Origin of the sequence: Campylobacter sp. IFREMER_LSEM_CL292, from assembly GCF_025771615.1 — a bacterium.
Lineage (GTDB): Bacteria > Campylobacterota > Campylobacteria > Campylobacterales > Campylobacteraceae > Campylobacter_D > Campylobacter_D lari_D.
Genome location: NZ_JAKMQP010000007.1, coordinates 1 through 16,418, shown reverse-complemented (window position 1 = coordinate 16,418; position 16,418 = coordinate 1). Strand labels below are relative to the sequence as shown.

The window sequence follows — 16,418 nt, the reverse complement described above, 5'->3', positions numbered from 1 at the left end:
ATTGTGTCAAGCATTATATATAAAAAACAAAACATAAAACTCACAGGAAATCAACTACAAATTGGCGATAATGCTCCAAAAGTGACTTTAAAAACTAAAAATCTTGCCTCAGTAGAAATAGCACCACCTGGAAAAACTCAAATTTTACTAACTTTTCCTAGCTTAGACACTCAAGTATGTTCCAAACAAGCTAAAGAAACTAACAAAAGATTGGCATCTATAAAAAACATTGAAGTGATTGTTATTAGCATGGACTTACCTTTTGCTATGGATCGTTTTTGTGCGACTGAAGGAATTGATAATATCATAGTTGCAAGTGATTTTGTCTTTAAAGATTTTGGCACTAATTATGGAGTATTAATACATGATAGTATATTTGCAGGATTATTGGCAAGATCAGCTTTTATAGTTAAAGATGAAAAAATAATATACAAACAGCTCGTAAAAGAGCTGATGGGAAAAATTGATTTTAAAGATTTAGAGCTTTTTATACAAAACGATTATCGCTATTCTTTAAATTAACCTTCAAAATTGGTAACTATAAAATCTTCTTTTGGGGCTTCAATAAAGCACGATTTTTCTTTTAAGAAAAGCAAATCCACATGCCCTACAGGACCATTTCTATTTTTACCTATAATAAGCTCAGCTTTTTCTTGCACAGGATTTGGCATAAATTTTCTCTCATAAGTTTTGCCTTCATTTTTGGCTTTATTTTCTCTTTCTTTTTCTTCTTGTTCTCTATAAACCTCATCTCTATATACAAATAAAATCGTATCTGCATCTTGTTCTATAGCACCACTCTCTCTTAAATCACTAAGCATAGGTCGTTTATTTGCTCTACTTTCTAATGAACGATTAAGCTGTGAGAGTGCCACTACTGGCATATTTAATTCTCTTGCTAAAAGCTTTAAACCTCTTGAAATTTCACTCACTTGTAAATGCCTATCATTAAAAGCTGAGTTACTCATCATAAGACCGATGTAATCAACTACACAAAGCTCAATACTCTCATCTTGAGCCTTGATTTTGCGTAAAATTGAACGAATGTCTGCTATGCTAGCATAACCACTATCGTAAATATAAAGATTTTTTTGCGCATATTCATTACAAGCATCACCTACCCTACTCCACTCATCATCGTTTAAATCTGCGATTAGAATTTTTTGCAAAGGAATGGAAGTTTTTGCACTGATTAATCTTTGCATGATTTGCGTAGCAGGCATTTCTAGTGAAAACATCACAACGCCTTTATTTTGTCTTAGTGTTTTTTCTATAAAATTAAGACAAATTGTAGTTTTTCCCATACCAGGGCGTGCAGCGATGATTACAAGATCGCCGGGTTTAAAGCCTTTTGTCATTTTATTAAGCTCACTAAAACCTGTATCAAGTCCCAAAATATCTTTATTTTCAGCTTCTTTTTGCTTTTTAAACTCATCCATAAGCTCAGACATCACCATAGTCATATCTTTAATACTATTACTATTTACACGGTTTGTAAGATTAAAAATTTCTTTGCCTATTTCATCTGAGATTTGAGAAATGCTTTTATCTTCATTTACCCTTGTAGGTATAGTATAAGCAAAATTTAAAAGTTGGCGTCTAATGGATTTTTCTCTTAATTCATAAGCGTATTTACTCACATCTGCTATGGAAGTAGTAGCTAAAACTTCAGCTAAAATTTGCTCATCTACTTTTTTATGTTTTCTTATAAAACTTGCACTTATAGGCTCGCCTGCATTCACACAAGCTAAAATAGCTTTATAAATATCTTGATGAGCTTTGAGCGAAAAATCATTAATTTCAATATCTGAAGAAATACTAAAAAAAGAATCTTCGCTATATATACAAGAACTTAAAATCGCCCTTTCAAGATCTAAATCAAAATGTTCATTATTTTGACTCATACATGCTCCTAATTATAAATTTGCAAATAAATCAGTTGATAAATACCTCTCGGCTGTATCATTTAACATAGTCAAGACTTTTTTATCAGGGTTTTCTAAAGCAATTTTTCTAGCCATATATACATTTGCACCACTTGAAATTCCTGCCATTATGCCATTTTTACCAAGCTCTAAGGCTGTATTTATAGCATCTTCATTGCTTACACAAACTATCTCATCTATAATTTTTTGATTTAAAATTTTAGGGATAAAATTTGCACCTATACCTTGAATTTTATGGCTTGCAGCGGTATTTTGGCTCAAAAGTGGCGAAGATGCGGGTTCTAAGGCTATGATTTTGACATTAGGATTATGTTCTTTTAAAATTTCTCCTACCCCGCTAATAGTCCCGCCTGTACCAAAACCTGCTAAAAAAATACCAAGATCAGGCAAAGCTTTTAAAATTTCTAAAGCAGTATTTTTTCTATGTGCGTTTTTATTGTTGATATTTTCAAATTGACTTACCATAAACGAATTTGGAATTTCACTCAAAAGCTCATTAGCTCTATCAAGCGCTCCTTGCATACCTTTGCTTGCTTGAGTAAGCTCTAGCTTTGCACCAAAAAAACTCATCATTTTTCTACGCTCAATACTCATAGACTCAGGCATAGCTATGATAAGTTTAAGCTTTAAGCTTGCACAAATCATTGCTAAAGCTATGCCAGTATTGCCACTTGTAGCTTCTATAATGGTTGTTTCTTGATTGATTTTACCTTCATTTAAAGCTTGTTTTATCATCTCCACAGCCGCTCTATCTTTTATAGAATGACTTGGATTAAAATACTCGCATTTAGCATAAAGATTTGGAGCAAATTCTTTTAAAGAAATAATCGGGGTATTACCTATACAATCTAAGATATTATTATAAACTGACATTGTCTTCCTTTAATATTTTTAAAAACAATATCAAAAGAAAATTAATACTTAACTATGAAGAAAAACGCAAAAGTTTTTTAACTTTTGCGCAAAGAATTATTTTTTAGCTTTTTTAGCAGTTTTAGCAGCAGCAACTGCGTCTTTAAGGTTTTTACCTACTTTAAATTTAGCAACTTTAGTAGCAGGTACTTTAATAGTAGCACCAGTGCTTGGTACTCTAGCTTCTCTAGCAGCTCTTTCAGCTACAGAAAATGTACCAAAACCGATAAAGCTAATGCTATCACCTTTAGCTAATACATCAGTAATAGTAGCGATTACTGCATCAGTAGCTGCAGTTGCATCTTTTTTAGTTAGCCCAGCAATTTGAGCAACTTGAGAAATAAAATCTGCTTTAGTCATAAAAAGCTCCTTGATTAAAAATGATTGTTAAGTTTAACACATTTATCAAGCTTTTGCAAGAGGTTTTCACGCAAAAAAAGCTTTTATTTACACTATTTATCTAAAATACCGCTTGCTTTTATTTGCTCAATTAAAGGATTTGAATCATAATTTTTGATTTTTTCTTCCATAATTTTAAAATACTCATCCATATTTTCAGGCGTTAAAATGTTTGTTTGGTTTTTAATAGCATCAAGTTGCATTGAATTCATGTCTATATTATAGTGATTTAAGTCTTTATAATTTGCAATATCATCTGCATAATCTAAATCATCAAATCCATATATTTTAACATTTTCAAGTGTTTTTGACTTTAAAATAATATATTTTACCAAATCTACCCATTGTTGGTAATATTGAAAATCAACCTGTGCCATCTTGTGATAAACTCTAGAATAAGTTGGTAAGATTAAAGAAAACTGGACATTTGGATACATTTTAGCATAGTTAAATATGTAAATATCAATATGATTTTTTAAAACATTAAGATCTATACTCGAATAATCATGTATGTAATTTCCATTGTATAATTGCACAATTTTTTTAATATCCTTTCGGACACCCTCTTCTATATTTTTAATCCAATTTCCAATCCCTCCAAGTTATTTTTGTGCAATTGGGCTTTTAATCCATTTTGGTAAATTTTCTAACTCAGTATCATCTCCAACACATTTTTTATTACTAGAAAATTTCAATGCGCAGAAAATAAATTTTTTATTAAGATAAATTTTTAAATCATTATAGGTGTTTTGATCATATAAATAGCTAAAATTAGAAAAATTTTGAAATTTTACATCCATAATTGCAAATTCATCTAAAGATATTACTAAATGTTTAATAGTATGTTTTTTCAATATATAGTCTAAAATAATCTTTCTTTGTTCAAAAGTGCTTCCACCTATTGATAAATTGATAAATTGCCCTCCAAGTTTAGAAGTTGCTTCAAAAGATGAAGTATTTTGAAGCATTGAAGTTCCAAAAATTATAGAATCAAATTTATTGTGATCGATTATACCTTTGGAGCTAATAGTTAAATCATTGTAATATGTTTTTTTCTAAACCAAGGTTCATGATAAAGTTGCAATGGATCATACACATAAAGTAAAATTCCTAAAAACAATATAAAAGGCAAAGGTATTAATAAAGAATAAATTACAAATTTTTTATATGATTTAAACATTTTTATCCTTAGAAATTAAAATAAATAAATTCAGTATAAGCAACTACTCCTAAAGTTATCAAAGCTATATATAAAAAAAGCATGACCAATAAAGAATTTATATAACTAGTTTTAAACTTTTCAAGTTTTTCAATACTATTTTTAAACCCAATACATAAAATCATACAAACGATGATATAAATTAAAGTTTCATTGCTACCACTAATTTGCGCTAAAGATTCTTTCATTCTATGCCATTTTATTGGTAAATCTACCCAAGTTAAACCAAACATAGCTTTTAAAAGATTTATAGCACCTTGAAGATTTTCGCTTCTAAAAAATATCCACGCAAGATTAATAAAATTAAAAGTTACAAACCATACAAATATTTTATAAACAATATTTTCTTTAAATTTGGCATTTGGGGTTATGAAAGTATAAATTCTATGAATAACCATAGCTAGTCCATGCAATACTCCCCATATCACAAAACCCCATCCAGCTCTATGCCATACTCCACTAACAAAAGCTACTATAAAAAGATTTCTCAAATTTATAATCTTAGAAACCCTATTACCACCTAAAGGTATATATAAATAATCTTTTAAAAATTTACCTAATGTTATATGCCATCTTCTCCAAAAATCACTTATATTTAATACTTTATAAGGAAAGTTAAAATTAATAGGAAGTTTTATACTAAAAAATAAAGCTATACCTATAGCCATATCGCAATATCCACTAAAATCAAAATAAAGTTGAAAAGTATAAGATAAAGAAGTTGCCCAAGTTTCAAAAATATTTAAAGTACCTCCATTTTCAACTATCTTAAACCCTGCATTAGCCCAAAGCGCAAAAGAATCAGCAATATATACTTTCTTAAATAAACCCATAGAAAATATAAATAATCCTTTAGCTATATTTTCCCAATTAATAAGAATAGAATTATTCCAAAGCATGCTTTTAAATTGAGACATCATTTCTTTATGATGCACTATTGGACCTGCTATAAGCTGAGGAAAAAATGTTATAAACAAAGCATAATCTAAAATATTTATTTTATATGTATTTTCATTTTTAAACCTTCTATATTTGTTCTTTTATAACAATCTACTAAAAAAGCAATTTGCTGAAAAGTAAAAAAAGATATAGCTAAAGGTAGTAATATATGTGGCAAAGGAATATTAAAATCTAGTTGGACTATTTGAAAAAATACATTAAAATTTTCTAAAAGAAAATCAGTGTATTTGAAAAAAGAAAGCAAAGCTAAATTAAAAAACACTCCGCTATAAAATAATAGCTTTATCCTCCCCCTATTAAGTAAAATTAAATTTGCAAAATAAAAATTCACACCCATAGAAAGCAATAAAATCAAAACATATTCAACCTTTCAAAAGGCATAAAAAAATAAACTTGCTAAGACTAAAAATAATTTTGCACTTTGAATATGATTAAATTTTTTAAGCATATAAAATATAATTAAAGTTATAGGTAAAAATATAAATATAAATTCATAAGAACTAAAAACCATTCACACTCTTAAAATATTTTTTGCTAAAATTATTACTACTTCAGGCTTTAAGTCTTTCATGCATTTGTGGTGTTTTAAAGGACAGACCTTTTGCATACAAGGCATACAAGCTAAATTTAAATGTGCTATTTTAGTATTTTCTTGCCAAGGCGAGGTTTGACTAAATTTAGTCGAGCCAAAAATAGCCACCGTTTTCACCCCATAAACTGCACCTATATGCATAGGACCACTGTCGTTTGTGATGAGCAAATCAAGCATAGAAATATTTTTACATAAAGTATAAATACTAGTTTTACCACAAAGATTTTTTGATTTGATACCTTCTTTTAGAAGAAAATGCTCAATTTCATCACAAATTTCTCTCTCACTTTCTACTCCAAAGATTAAAATTTGATGAGTTGAGCTAAATTCTTTTGCTACCCTTGCAAAATAGCTCGCTTCCCATCTTTTAGCACTTCCAAAATGCGCACCCGGGTTTATACCTAAGATTTTTTGAGTTGATTTTGCTTTTATAGGGAGTTTTAAAGAATTTGAAGTAGCTTTAAAATTTAAGGCTTTTTCTATGAAATTTAAGTATTTTAAGACTTGGTGTTCTTCTTTTAGAATATTTTTATCAAAATAAAATCTTTTTTTTGCTTTGATTAGATTTAAAATGATCTTACTTGAAAATGCCGAGCGAAATGAAAAAGCTAGATCAAATTTACCAAGATTTTTTCTAGCTTTTAAAATTTGCTTATATCTTTGCTTTTTATTTTCTACTAAAATTTGAGCATTTTCAAAGCGTTTAAAAAGCTCTGTGCTCACAAAAGAACCATAAAAAGTAAATTTAGCTTGAGGGTATTTTTCTTTTATAGCATAAATAGCCGCACTAGCCATCACTGCATCGCCAAGCCAAGTAGGAAGGTTGATAAAAATATTCATGATTTTCCTTAAAAATAAAAGCTATAATTATACCAAAAAATAAAGAGCTAAAATGAGTCAAATTTCCATCATACTACCAACATATAATGTGGAAAAATATATAGCTAGAGCATTAGAAAGTTGTATAAACCAAACTTTTAAAGATATAGAAATCATTATAGTAGATGATTGCGGTAATGATAAAAGTATAGATATAGCTAAAGAATATGCTAGTAAAGATGATAGGATAAAAATCATACATAATGAAGAGAATTTAGGAACCTTTGCTAGTAGGAATATAGGTGTATTAAATTCAAGCTCACCCTACATTATTTTTTTAGATCCTGATGATTATTTAGAGCTTAACGCTTGTGAGTTTGGGCTTGAAAAAATTAAAAATGTAGATATGGTAGTGTTTGATGCGTATGTGCATAGGGTGAAATTTAAGAAATTTTATAGATTTAAGCAAGATGAGCTTTTTAATAAAGATGAATTTTTGGAATTTTTACTCAAGCAAAAACATTTTTGCTGGAGTGTTTGGGCAAAAGTATATAAGAAAAATTTGATTTTAAAAAGCTTTGAATATGTTGATTTTAAAGAGAGGCTTTGCTATGGAGAGGATGTGCTTTTTAACTATGTAAATTTTCTGATTAGTGAAAGTTTTTTTATATCGAAAGAATGTATATACCGCTATGAATTTAATGAAAATGGTAGATATGAAAACAAAAATAAAGAAATTTTATGGCAAAATTACATGCATAAAAAGCAAAGTTTAAAATACATTAAAAAATTAACTAATATTTTTCAATATAAGCATTTTAATAAAAAAATATTAGAAGTTTTAGAAAAAGAAATTTTAGGGTTAGAGAGTAGGATTTAAATATACTCACTTTTTAACAACAAACTAGCCATTTTAAAATCATAATCCGTATCAATATCTATAGAATAAATAGACTCCATTTTGTAAGCAAAGCTATTTGGCATAAAAAAACCTTTATATTGCATAAATTCTTTTATTTTTGCTATATAAATAGCACCATTAAGTCTGTAATGTTTCTCTAAATCTTGTGAGCGTAAATTTTTAATCTCTGAAGGCAAAAATAAATCCATAGCGCCATTTTCTGGTATAGTATTGCTCCAAAGAGGAGAGTGTTCACACTCACAAACACTAATTACAGAATTAGCGTTTTTCTTAAAAAATAAATCCAATGCCTCATCAATATGTTTATTATTTCTCAAAGGACTTGTAGGTTGTAACAAAACAATATATTTAAAACTAATATTTTTATCAGCATAAAAATCAATAATATTTTTTATAACATCAAAAGAAGATGATGTATCATCTGATAAAGATCTATCTCTTAAATAAGGCACTTGCGCTCCATATTGCATTGCTATCCTTGCATATTCTTGAGAATCTGTGCTAACCATGACATTTTTTATATATTTAGACTTTAAAGCAGCTTCAATACTCCATGCGATTAAAGGCTTGTTTTTTAAAATTTTAATGTTTTTATGAATAAGACGCTTACTTCCACTACGCGCAGGAATGATTGCCAAAATATCATTTAAACTATTCTTAATTATTTGCATCAATAATCGCCTTTTCATATTCTTCAAGTCTTCCTATATCAATCCAATAATCTTGTAATATATAAGAATTTATTTTTAATTTTTTATCTAACAATCGCTTAATCAAATTAGGCATATCCAAATACACATCTTTTTTGATATACTTTAAAACTTCTGGTTCTAATACATAAATTCCAGCACTAACTAAAAATTTCTGCATAGGTTTTTCTTCTATATCTTTTATATCATTGTTAGAAATTTTCACAACACCATAAGGAATTTGATGCTCAAATTCTCTAAGTACCACACTCATCACTGCTTTACTTTTTTTATGCTCTTGAATAAGTTGATCAAAATCAAGTTTAGTTAAAATATCTCCATTCATAACAATAAATGATTTTTTCATATTTTTCACCAAAGACAAAGCCCCGGCAGTGCCAAGTTTTTGTTTTTCTTTAATATAAGAAATTTCAACACCCCAACTTTTGCCTTCTTGAAAATAATCACAAATAACTTCTTTTTTATAATTTACACAAAATATAAACTTTTTAAAACCTTGTTCTTTGAAATTTAAAACAATATTTTCGAGTATTGGTTTTTTACCTATTTTTAACATAGGTTTTGGAGTATTTTTGGTAAGTTCACCCAATCTACTTCCAAGACCTCCAACCATTAGAACTACTTCATTTTCAAAACTTTTTTCTTTAAGAATTGAAGCAATAGATTTTATAGCTATGACTTCATTTTCACTATTTAAGACAGGAAAATCATAAATATCAGTTTGACTAGCTAATTTTAAAAGCTCTTCTTTACTTGTATTTTCTTTAATAGTTAGCGAATTCTTAGTATAAATTGTTTCTATACTATCTTCAAGCTTTTTGCCATTTAACAAAGCTCTTCTAATGTTAGAATCACTAATTACACCTAAAAATTTATCATTTTCTACCACCAAAGCTATTCTAACACGCTCACTACCTATAATTTTTAAAGCTTCTTGTATGCTTGCATTTTTAGCAAGTTTTAATTTTTCAATACTCATTGCATATCCACAAATTTTTTATATAAAATTTTTTCCAAAGAAATATTTTTTAAAATATCCTTTATCATTAGACTTGTATTTTTACCTTCACACTCAAAAGGATTAATGAAATTTTTTAGCCTATCTTGATATTCTTTGGTATTAACATACAAAAACGCTTGTTTTAAATGATAAATATCACAATTTATAATATTATCAGCAAAAATTCTTCCTTCTTGCCTGTTGCCTATATTGATACAAGGAATTCTTAAAAAAGGACTTTCGCAAATTCCACTAGAGCTATTTCCTATAAGCATATTTGCTATTTTCATTAAACTTAAGTATCTTTTAGAGCCCAAATTATCAAATAACTTTGCTTTATGAGATTGTTTTATACAATACTCATTTAAAAGCTCATTAATATATAAGCCATTCTCATCAGCATTTGCTTTCGTAAAAATTAAAGTAGAATTTTCCAAATTATCTAAAAATTCAAGCAATAATTTTATTTCTTTTTTAACGCTTGATTTTTGTATCGTTTGAGGATGATAAGTTATTAAATATATATTTTCATCAAATATCAAATTCAATTCTTTTTGCAAATCTTCCTTGTTTAAAAAATTCATATTATTGATATTTTCTCTCCCTAGAGAACCTACATTAAAAACTCTATCTTTACTTTCTCCAAGTTGCAAAATTCTATTTGCATAAGTTTGAGTACTAGCAAAATGCAAATGCGCCATTTTACTAATAGCATGCCTAATGCTATCATCAATAGCTCCCAAGGTAAGCTCACCTCCACAAAGATGCGCTAAGGGAATTTGCATTACCAAACAAGTGCTAGCACAAGAAAGCATTTCATATCTATCGCCTAATATCACCACAATATCAGGTTTTAATTCTTCAAAAGCTTCACAAAGTGAAATTTGTAAAAGCCCCATACTTTTACAAATACCTACACCATCATTGTTATTAAGCAAAATGGGAATTTTTTTATTTACTTTAAATTCTTTTTCAATCTCTTGATAAGTAAAACCAAAATCTTGACTTAAATGAGCTGCTGTAACAATAAGCTGCAAAGTTAATTCATTATCTTGTTCAATGTATTTGCATAAATTTCTTAATAAATACCATTCAGCTCTAGTACCACTAATAACACAAATTTTTCTATTCATCAATTAACTCATCTTCAGCATAATCTCTACTAGCAATTTTACCTAAATATTTATCATATTTCATAGCACAAATTCCATCCCCTGGTCGCTTTGTGGTAAGATTTTCTTCACTAAAACATTCGCCCTTTTTTATAACTTTTTTAGCTACAAGAGATTTTCTAGCAATGGCTTTGTTTTTACTTTCGCTTTTGCTTGGAATTTTAACACCATCTCCAAAAGCTTGTTCTAGCTCTCTTATGGATTTAATCATAGCTTTTAATTCTTCAGGTTCTAAGGAAGCTTGATGATCAGGCCCTTGCATACTTTTATCTAAAGTAAAATGTTTTTCTATCACACAAGCTCCCATAGCTACAGCTGCTATAGGTATAGTTATACCCAAAGTGTGATCAGAATATCCTACGGGCAAGCAAAAGGCTTTTTTTAAAGTTTGCATAGCTCTTAAATTTACATCTTCAAAAGGTGTAGGGTATTCTGTATTACAATGTAAAATAATGATTTTATCTCTTTGAGTGCCATTTTGCACCAAAATATCTAAAACTTTTTCAATCTCACCTAAAGTGGCCATTCCTGTCGATAAGATGATATTTTTATTAAAACTAGCAATTTTTTTCAAGTAAGGAAGATTAGTTAATTCTCCGCTTGGAATTTTAAAAATTTCTATATCAAATTTTACAAGCAAATCAATACTTTCTAAATCAAAAGCAGTGGAAAGAAATTTAATATTAAATTTTTTACAATGTTCTATTAAAATTTCATGATCTTGTTTAGAAAGTTCCAATTTTTTAACCATATCAAGCTGGCTTTGATTTTCATCAGTAGCTTGGAGTTGATACTCTGCTTTTTTGGCATTTTTACTTATACAATTTTCAGCTACAAAAGTTTGAAATTTTACAAAATCAGCCCCAGCTTCACTGGCTACTTCTATAAGCTTTTTAGCTAAATTTATATCACCATTATGATTAACTCCAGCTTCTGCTATAACAAGGGTTTTATTGTATTTCATTTTTTAATTTATATTCTCCAAATTCATTCTTATAAAATAACTCTTTATTATAATGCTTTTCTACTATACTCCAAAATTTAGATTTTGAAATACCTAAAAAACTACAAAAATCTTCTATGCATTTATTATCCAAATTATGATCTTTTTGTTTTACTATTTTTACAGCTTCATCTCTGCTTAAAAGTCCATATCTTACAAATCTAGCAGCATAATCACTAGTCATAGCATGACCAAATTTTGGATATTTCATCCAAGCATGTAAAATATAAGCAATACTATCAACTTGATCAAAATTTTCAGCACAATGCTTCCTGTCCCATTCCCCATTTAAATCACTAAACCCTCTATTTTTAGCAAAAACATAATTAGAATAAGAATTCCACTTAACAAAATAACTTAAATATATAGGATCTAACTTGCCAATATCGTCTTTGCTAGGATCAAAAAACAATTGCAAATTCTCTTCCTTTATTTCATCATCTATAAATTCATTAATATCCAAATCACTTGCTACCCCATTTAAAAAAATACCACTTGCATCAGAAGTTTCAATGTTGTCATTCCCGCCATATTCATATGAAATATTTTCCCCATAGACAAGCAAAGGTGTATTAAATTTCAAAGCCATAGCAAAAGGGTAAGAATAGATTAATCTATCTATAAACCAGGTAGGTTTTCCATACTTTTCAAAGGTTTTCAACATAACTTTTTTTTGAGTTTTTATATCAGGTTTTAAGCTTATAAGATGACAGCCAAATTCTTCAGAAATATTTTTTAAATTTTTCTTCCCAGCTTCAGTCATAGTAAAATTATCTTCTACGCTAAATAAAATAGGATTCATTCCTAATTTTTCTTTCATAATATGTACTTGAAAATGAGAATCTTTGCCCCCACTTACCGCAATAGCGCAATCATACTCATACTTACCATTCATTCTTCTATATTTATCACAAAGTTTTTCTAATTCTTTAAATCTAGCTTCATAATCAATATTTTCTTTATTTTTATGATTTACACAAGCTGAACAAATATTTTTACCATTTTTATCTTTACTAAATTTTATCCCTGGTCTCGTATTTGGCATTACGCAATAATCACAATATTTCATCATTATACTCCTTTCATATATACTATACTATCTTCGCCTAAAATACTACCATGTTTTAAATGAGTATTTGACCCCAAAAAACTATGCTGCTTTATCAAACAACCCCCATTAACAACACTAGCTGTACTAATATGACAAAAATTTTCAATTATAGCATCATGTTCAACTAATGCCTTTGAATTTATTATACAACCTTTACCTATCTTGACATTTGTATTTACCAAGGCATGATGCATTATTATAGTTGCCTCATCAATAAAAGATCTTTTTGACACATGAGCAAGCGGCGAAATAATAGTTGGCAATCTAAAACCTATAGTTTTCAACTTATCATAAATTTGCACTCTCGGCAATGAAGTTTTAATTTGTCCAATACCAATTAAGGCATATTTATATTCTTTAAATAATTTTTTTAAATCATCATCATTCCCAAGCAATGGATAATACGCACTTTCTATATCATTATCCACAAAACCAGCAATTTCAAATTTACCTTCAAGCTCTATAACATCCATACATGCTCTTGCATGTCCTCCAGCTCCAATAATGATTATTTTTTCTTTCACAAAAATCCTAAATATTATAAATATCACTTTTATATTTTTTTAAATTTAAAGAACTACTAAACCACTCTATAGTTTGAGCTAAACCTTTTTCTATATCATATTGTGGTGAAAAGTTAGTAAGGCTTTTGATCTTGCTATTGTCACACCATAGCCTAAATACTTCACTATTTTCGGGTCTAACGCGTTCATTTTCTGTGATAAATTCTACATTTGATTTCATAAGTTTTTTAATGAGTTCTAAAGTATCTTTTATGCTTATTTCATAATTTGATCCTATATTTACCACTTCACCTATAGCCTTTTGACATTTAGCTAACTCTAAAAACCCTAAACAAGTATCTTTCACATAATTAAAATCTCTAGTAGGACTTACATCTCCAAGCTTTATTTGTTTAGCTCCATTTGCAATTTGAGTGATGATAGTTGGGATCACCGCCCTTGCGCTTTGCCTTGGGCCATAGGTATTAAAAGGTCTTGCTATGGTCAGTGGGAGATTGAAAGCATTATAAAAACTCATTGCCATAGCATCAGCACCTATTTTGCTTGCTGAATATGGACTTTGTGCTTGCAAAGGATGTTTTTCATCAATAGGCACATACAAAGCCGTACCATAAACCTCGCTTGTACTTGTATGAATAATACGCTTTACATTATTTTCTAATGCACTTTGGCAGATATTTAAAGTACCCTTTATATTAACATCTACATAACTATCTGGAGCAACATAAGAAAAAGGTATGGCTATTAAAGCCGCCAAATGAAAGATGATTTCTATATCTTGAGTGATATTTTTACAAAAATGTGGATCTCTAATATCTCCACAAACTACTTCAATATCTTTTAAACACTCTATATCTTCAAGCCAACCCCAATAATTAAAAGAATTATACTGACTTAAAGCTTTAATTTTATAACCATAAAACAAAGAATCCTTGTCTTTGCTTTGTGCATAAAGCATTTCAACTAAATGCGAACCTATAAAACCATCTGCACCTGTGACTAATATATTCTTACTCATAATTCTTCTTTAAATATTTTACTAAAGTTGCTTTTTACAAACTATATTATATAATAAAAATAAAAATAAGGAAAATAATGAAAAAAATAATCCTAATAGATCTAGATTTACAGTTAATAGAGCAATTTTTATCTTTTAACAAATATATTAAGATAGATATGTTAATTACCAATGATATAAAAAGAGCCAAGGAAAAGTATAAAGAGTTTGTAAAATTTTTTTATCCGCAAGGACAAATCAGAGAAAAAATAAATAATATTCATAAAATAAATTATGATTTAAAATATGAAGAAATATTAAAATTTAGATCAACTCAATATAAACTTGAAAAATATTACCATAGATATTATCTAGATACTGGTGTAATACAAAATTTATATTATAAAGCACTTTCTTTCTGGCTTGATTATTTTAATAACAACCACATCGATATGATATTTTCCGATCAAATAGAGCATGGTGGTGATTGGGATAGCATTCCTTTTGATATTGCTTTAAAACACAACATCCCAGTTTATCTACTATCAATATCTAGTGATTTTAACAATCAACAAATCTATCAACTATTGCATTTAAATAGTCATAGTTTTAAAAACATAAAAAATATCAACAAAACTAAAGTAAACCTCTATAATTTTTTTAACAATTCAACATCAAATAAAAAAATAGGAATTAAAAATCCTTTAAAATATTTTTATAAAACAAAAATAAAAACCCTACCTAGAATAATTCAAAGAAAATTGGGAGGTATATATTTAGAGTACAACTTAATTAAAAACAAAGAAATGTTTTTTCTTTCAAAATATGAAATATATAAACAGTCTATATATATAAACAATCTTCGAAAAATATATAAGAAAATTTCACAAAAAGCTGATTTTGAAGATAATTATATATACTTTCCATTACACCTAGAACCAGAAGCTTCAATTATGAATAGAACAACACTATCATCTCAATTGTTTATTATTGAACTCCTATCAAATTTATTGCCCAAAAATTGGAAAATTTATGTCAAAGAACACCCGCAACAATTTTTTTGCTATGAAAACGAATTGCCATATCTAAACAATATTCATTATTTTAGAAGCTTAAAATTTTATGAATTTTTAGAACAAATGTCAAATGTAAAAATTATAGATATAGATACGAACTCTACTGAACTTATAAAATATTCTAAAGCTACATGTGCAATAGCTGCAACATCTCTAATAGAAGCAGTTCTATTAAAAAAACCTATTATAAATTTTGGTGAAAATACTAATTTTATTGAATTACTCAATGAATGTTTTAATATTCGCTCTAAAGAAGATTTAGCAAAAGCTATTGATAAAATTCAAAAAAATTTTATTCCCAAATATGATGATTTAGATTATATTTTAGAAAACTACACTTTTCTCCAAACAAATAATACAAAAGAAATACAAGATATAATACAAATTCTTTTATAATTTCTTAATATAAAAATAATTTCTAAAAATCACATATCTGATTTTAGAAATTTTATAAGGTTTTAATAGTTGTAATTTCTCTTTAATACACAAAGGATCTTTACCAATTTTTTTAATTTTAAATGCATTTTTGATATAAAAGTATAAAATAACATCTCTTAATAGTGAAGAAATTTTTTTATCATGATAATTTTCTATAAATCGCACTAATTCTAAACTAGTTTGCACCCAACTAGCGCATTTAAAATACTCTTTTGCTAAAGTTGCATTCTCTTCAAATGCAATAAATATATCTTTAAAATATGGAAGAATATTATCTTTGGTAATTTTTTTATCTTGATTTGTCAAAGAATTAGCTCGAATTCTATAATAATAAAATATTTTAGGATAAATATAAATATCCTTAGCTTGCGAAAAAAGCAAAATTCCAAATAAATGATCTTCAGCAAAAATACCATCTTTAAATTTTATTTTTTTATCTATTATATGATTAAAATTTATCATACCTGAACAAGCAAAAGAAAAATCTTTCATCTTGCTTCTTGCTAAATGTCGCAACCATTCTAATGGAGTAATCTTTTTTTCTTGTTTTATATTAATATCTTTTAATCTACTACTTTGACTTTGATTTTTACAAGATATTTCATAGTATTTTGCTTC

18 protein-coding genes and 1 pseudogene are annotated in these 16,418 nt (G+C 27.8%); 3 read left to right on the top strand and 16 right to left on the bottom strand.

Annotation, left to right across the window (positions count from 1 at the left end):
* The first annotated feature begins 3 nt into the window (after positions 1–3).
* Positions 4–522, top strand: a complete 519-nt coding sequence (gene tpx, locus L8T82_RS05225; RefSeq protein ID WP_263726037.1) for a thiol peroxidase — start codon at positions 4–6, stop codon at positions 520–522.
* Here tpx and L8T82_RS05220 read toward each other — a convergent pair.
* The 8 genes from L8T82_RS05220 to waaF form a co-directional block, all read right to left on the bottom strand.
* A complete protein-coding gene (locus L8T82_RS05220) occupies positions 519–1,904 on the bottom strand; it encodes a replicative DNA helicase (protein ID WP_263726036.1) in 1,386 nt (461 codons plus the stop codon). The genes tpx and L8T82_RS05220 overlap by 4 nt on opposite strands.
* A gap of 12 nt (positions 1,905–1,916) precedes the next feature.
* On the bottom strand, positions 1,917–2,819 hold the full coding sequence (gene cysK / locus L8T82_RS05215) for a cysteine synthase A (protein WP_263664830.1): 903 nt from the start codon (positions 2,817–2,819) through the stop codon (positions 1,917–1,919).
* Between the two features lie 96 nt (positions 2,820–2,915).
* A complete protein-coding gene (locus L8T82_RS05210; RefSeq protein WP_263679118.1) occupies positions 2,916–3,218 on the bottom strand; it encodes an HU family DNA-binding protein in 303 nt (100 codons plus the stop codon).
* Positions 3,219–3,310: 92 nt separating this feature from the next.
* The gene (locus tag L8T82_RS05205) at positions 3,311–3,793 is read right to left on the bottom strand and encodes a hypothetical protein (protein ID WP_263726035.1); all 483 of its coding nucleotides are present in this window, start codon (positions 3,791–3,793) and stop codon (positions 3,311–3,313) included.
* Positions 3,794–3,859: 66 nt separating this feature from the next.
* Positions 3,860–4,225: a hypothetical protein gene (locus L8T82_RS05200; protein ID WP_263726034.1), complete on the bottom strand. Its 366-nt coding sequence runs from the start codon at positions 4,223–4,225 to the stop codon at positions 3,860–3,862.
* 62 nt (positions 4,226–4,287) lie between these two features.
* Entirely contained in the window at positions 4,288–4,437 is a 150-nt protein-coding gene (locus L8T82_RS05195) for a hypothetical protein (RefSeq protein ID WP_263726033.1), read from the bottom strand.
* Positions 4,438–4,445: 8 nt separating this feature from the next.
* Positions 4,446–5,453, bottom strand: coding sequence for an MBOAT family O-acyltransferase (locus L8T82_RS05190; protein WP_318530096.1), 1,008 nt, complete (start codon positions 5,451–5,453; stop codon positions 4,446–4,448).
* A gap of 494 nt (positions 5,454–5,947) precedes the next feature.
* A complete protein-coding gene (waaF, locus tag L8T82_RS05185; protein WP_263726032.1) occupies positions 5,948–6,868 on the bottom strand; it encodes a lipopolysaccharide heptosyltransferase II in 921 nt (306 codons plus the stop codon).
* Between the two features lie 52 nt (positions 6,869–6,920).
* Here waaF and L8T82_RS05180 point away from each other — a divergent pair, with 52 nt between their 5' ends.
* Positions 6,921–7,727: a glycosyltransferase family 2 protein gene (locus L8T82_RS05180; RefSeq protein ID WP_263726031.1), complete on the top strand. Its 807-nt coding sequence runs from the start codon at positions 6,921–6,923 to the stop codon at positions 7,725–7,727.
* On the opposite strand, the gene L8T82_RS05175 is transcribed toward L8T82_RS05180, so the two are convergent.
* Genes L8T82_RS05175 through L8T82_RS05145 form a run of 7 tightly spaced genes read right to left on the bottom strand, consistent with a single transcriptional unit; the run spans position 7,724 to position 14,307 of the window.
* The gene (locus L8T82_RS05175) at positions 7,724–8,440 is read right to left on the bottom strand and encodes a cytidylyltransferase domain-containing protein (protein ID WP_133319717.1); all 717 of its coding nucleotides are present in this window, start codon (positions 8,438–8,440) and stop codon (positions 7,724–7,726) included. The two genes, L8T82_RS05180 and L8T82_RS05175, sit on opposite strands and share 4 nt — an antisense overlap.
* The gene (locus L8T82_RS05170) at positions 8,427–9,458 is read right to left on the bottom strand and encodes a nucleotidyltransferase family protein (RefSeq protein WP_263726030.1); all 1,032 of its coding nucleotides are present in this window, start codon (positions 9,456–9,458) and stop codon (positions 8,427–8,429) included. The genes L8T82_RS05175 and L8T82_RS05170 overlap by 14 nt, the downstream gene beginning before the upstream one ends.
* Positions 9,455–10,615 carry a UDP-N-acetylglucosamine 2-epimerase gene (gene neuC / locus L8T82_RS05165; protein ID WP_263726029.1) on the bottom strand — a complete coding sequence of 387 codons (1,161 nt, stop codon included), beginning with the start codon at positions 10,613–10,615 and terminating at the stop codon, positions 9,455–9,457. Before neuC ends, L8T82_RS05170 begins: the two co-directional genes overlap by 4 nt.
* On the bottom strand, positions 10,605–11,615 hold the full coding sequence (gene neuB, locus L8T82_RS05160; protein WP_263726028.1) for an N-acetylneuraminate synthase: 1,011 nt from the start codon (positions 11,613–11,615) through the stop codon (positions 10,605–10,607). The genes neuC and neuB overlap by 11 nt, the downstream gene beginning before the upstream one ends.
* The gene (locus L8T82_RS05155; protein ID WP_263726060.1) at positions 11,602–12,723 is read right to left on the bottom strand and encodes an N-acetyl sugar amidotransferase; all 1,122 of its coding nucleotides are present in this window, start codon (positions 12,721–12,723) and stop codon (positions 11,602–11,604) included. Before L8T82_RS05155 ends, neuB begins: the two co-directional genes overlap by 14 nt.
* Positions 12,724–12,725: 2 nt before the next feature.
* On the bottom strand, positions 12,726–13,289 hold the full coding sequence (locus L8T82_RS05150) for a NeuD/PglB/VioB family sugar acetyltransferase (RefSeq protein WP_263726027.1): 564 nt from the start codon (positions 13,287–13,289) through the stop codon (positions 12,726–12,728).
* Between the two features lie 7 nt (positions 13,290–13,296).
* The gene (locus L8T82_RS05145; RefSeq protein WP_263726026.1) at positions 13,297–14,307 is read right to left on the bottom strand and encodes an NAD-dependent 4,6-dehydratase LegB; all 1,011 of its coding nucleotides are present in this window, start codon (positions 14,305–14,307) and stop codon (positions 13,297–13,299) included.
* A gap of 77 nt (positions 14,308–14,384) precedes the next feature.
* Between L8T82_RS05145 and L8T82_RS05140 the strand changes: the two genes are divergently transcribed.
* Complete coding sequence (locus L8T82_RS05140; protein WP_263726025.1) at positions 14,385–15,758, top strand: hypothetical protein; 1,374 nt, start codon at positions 14,385–14,387, stop codon at positions 15,756–15,758.
* Here the strand turns inward: L8T82_RS05140 and L8T82_RS05135 are convergent.
* Positions 15,753–16,418 (bottom strand): annotated as a pseudogene (locus L8T82_RS05135) (glycosyltransferase family 2 protein); the annotation flags it as partial. The gene L8T82_RS05140 and the pseudogene L8T82_RS05135 overlap by 6 nt on opposite strands.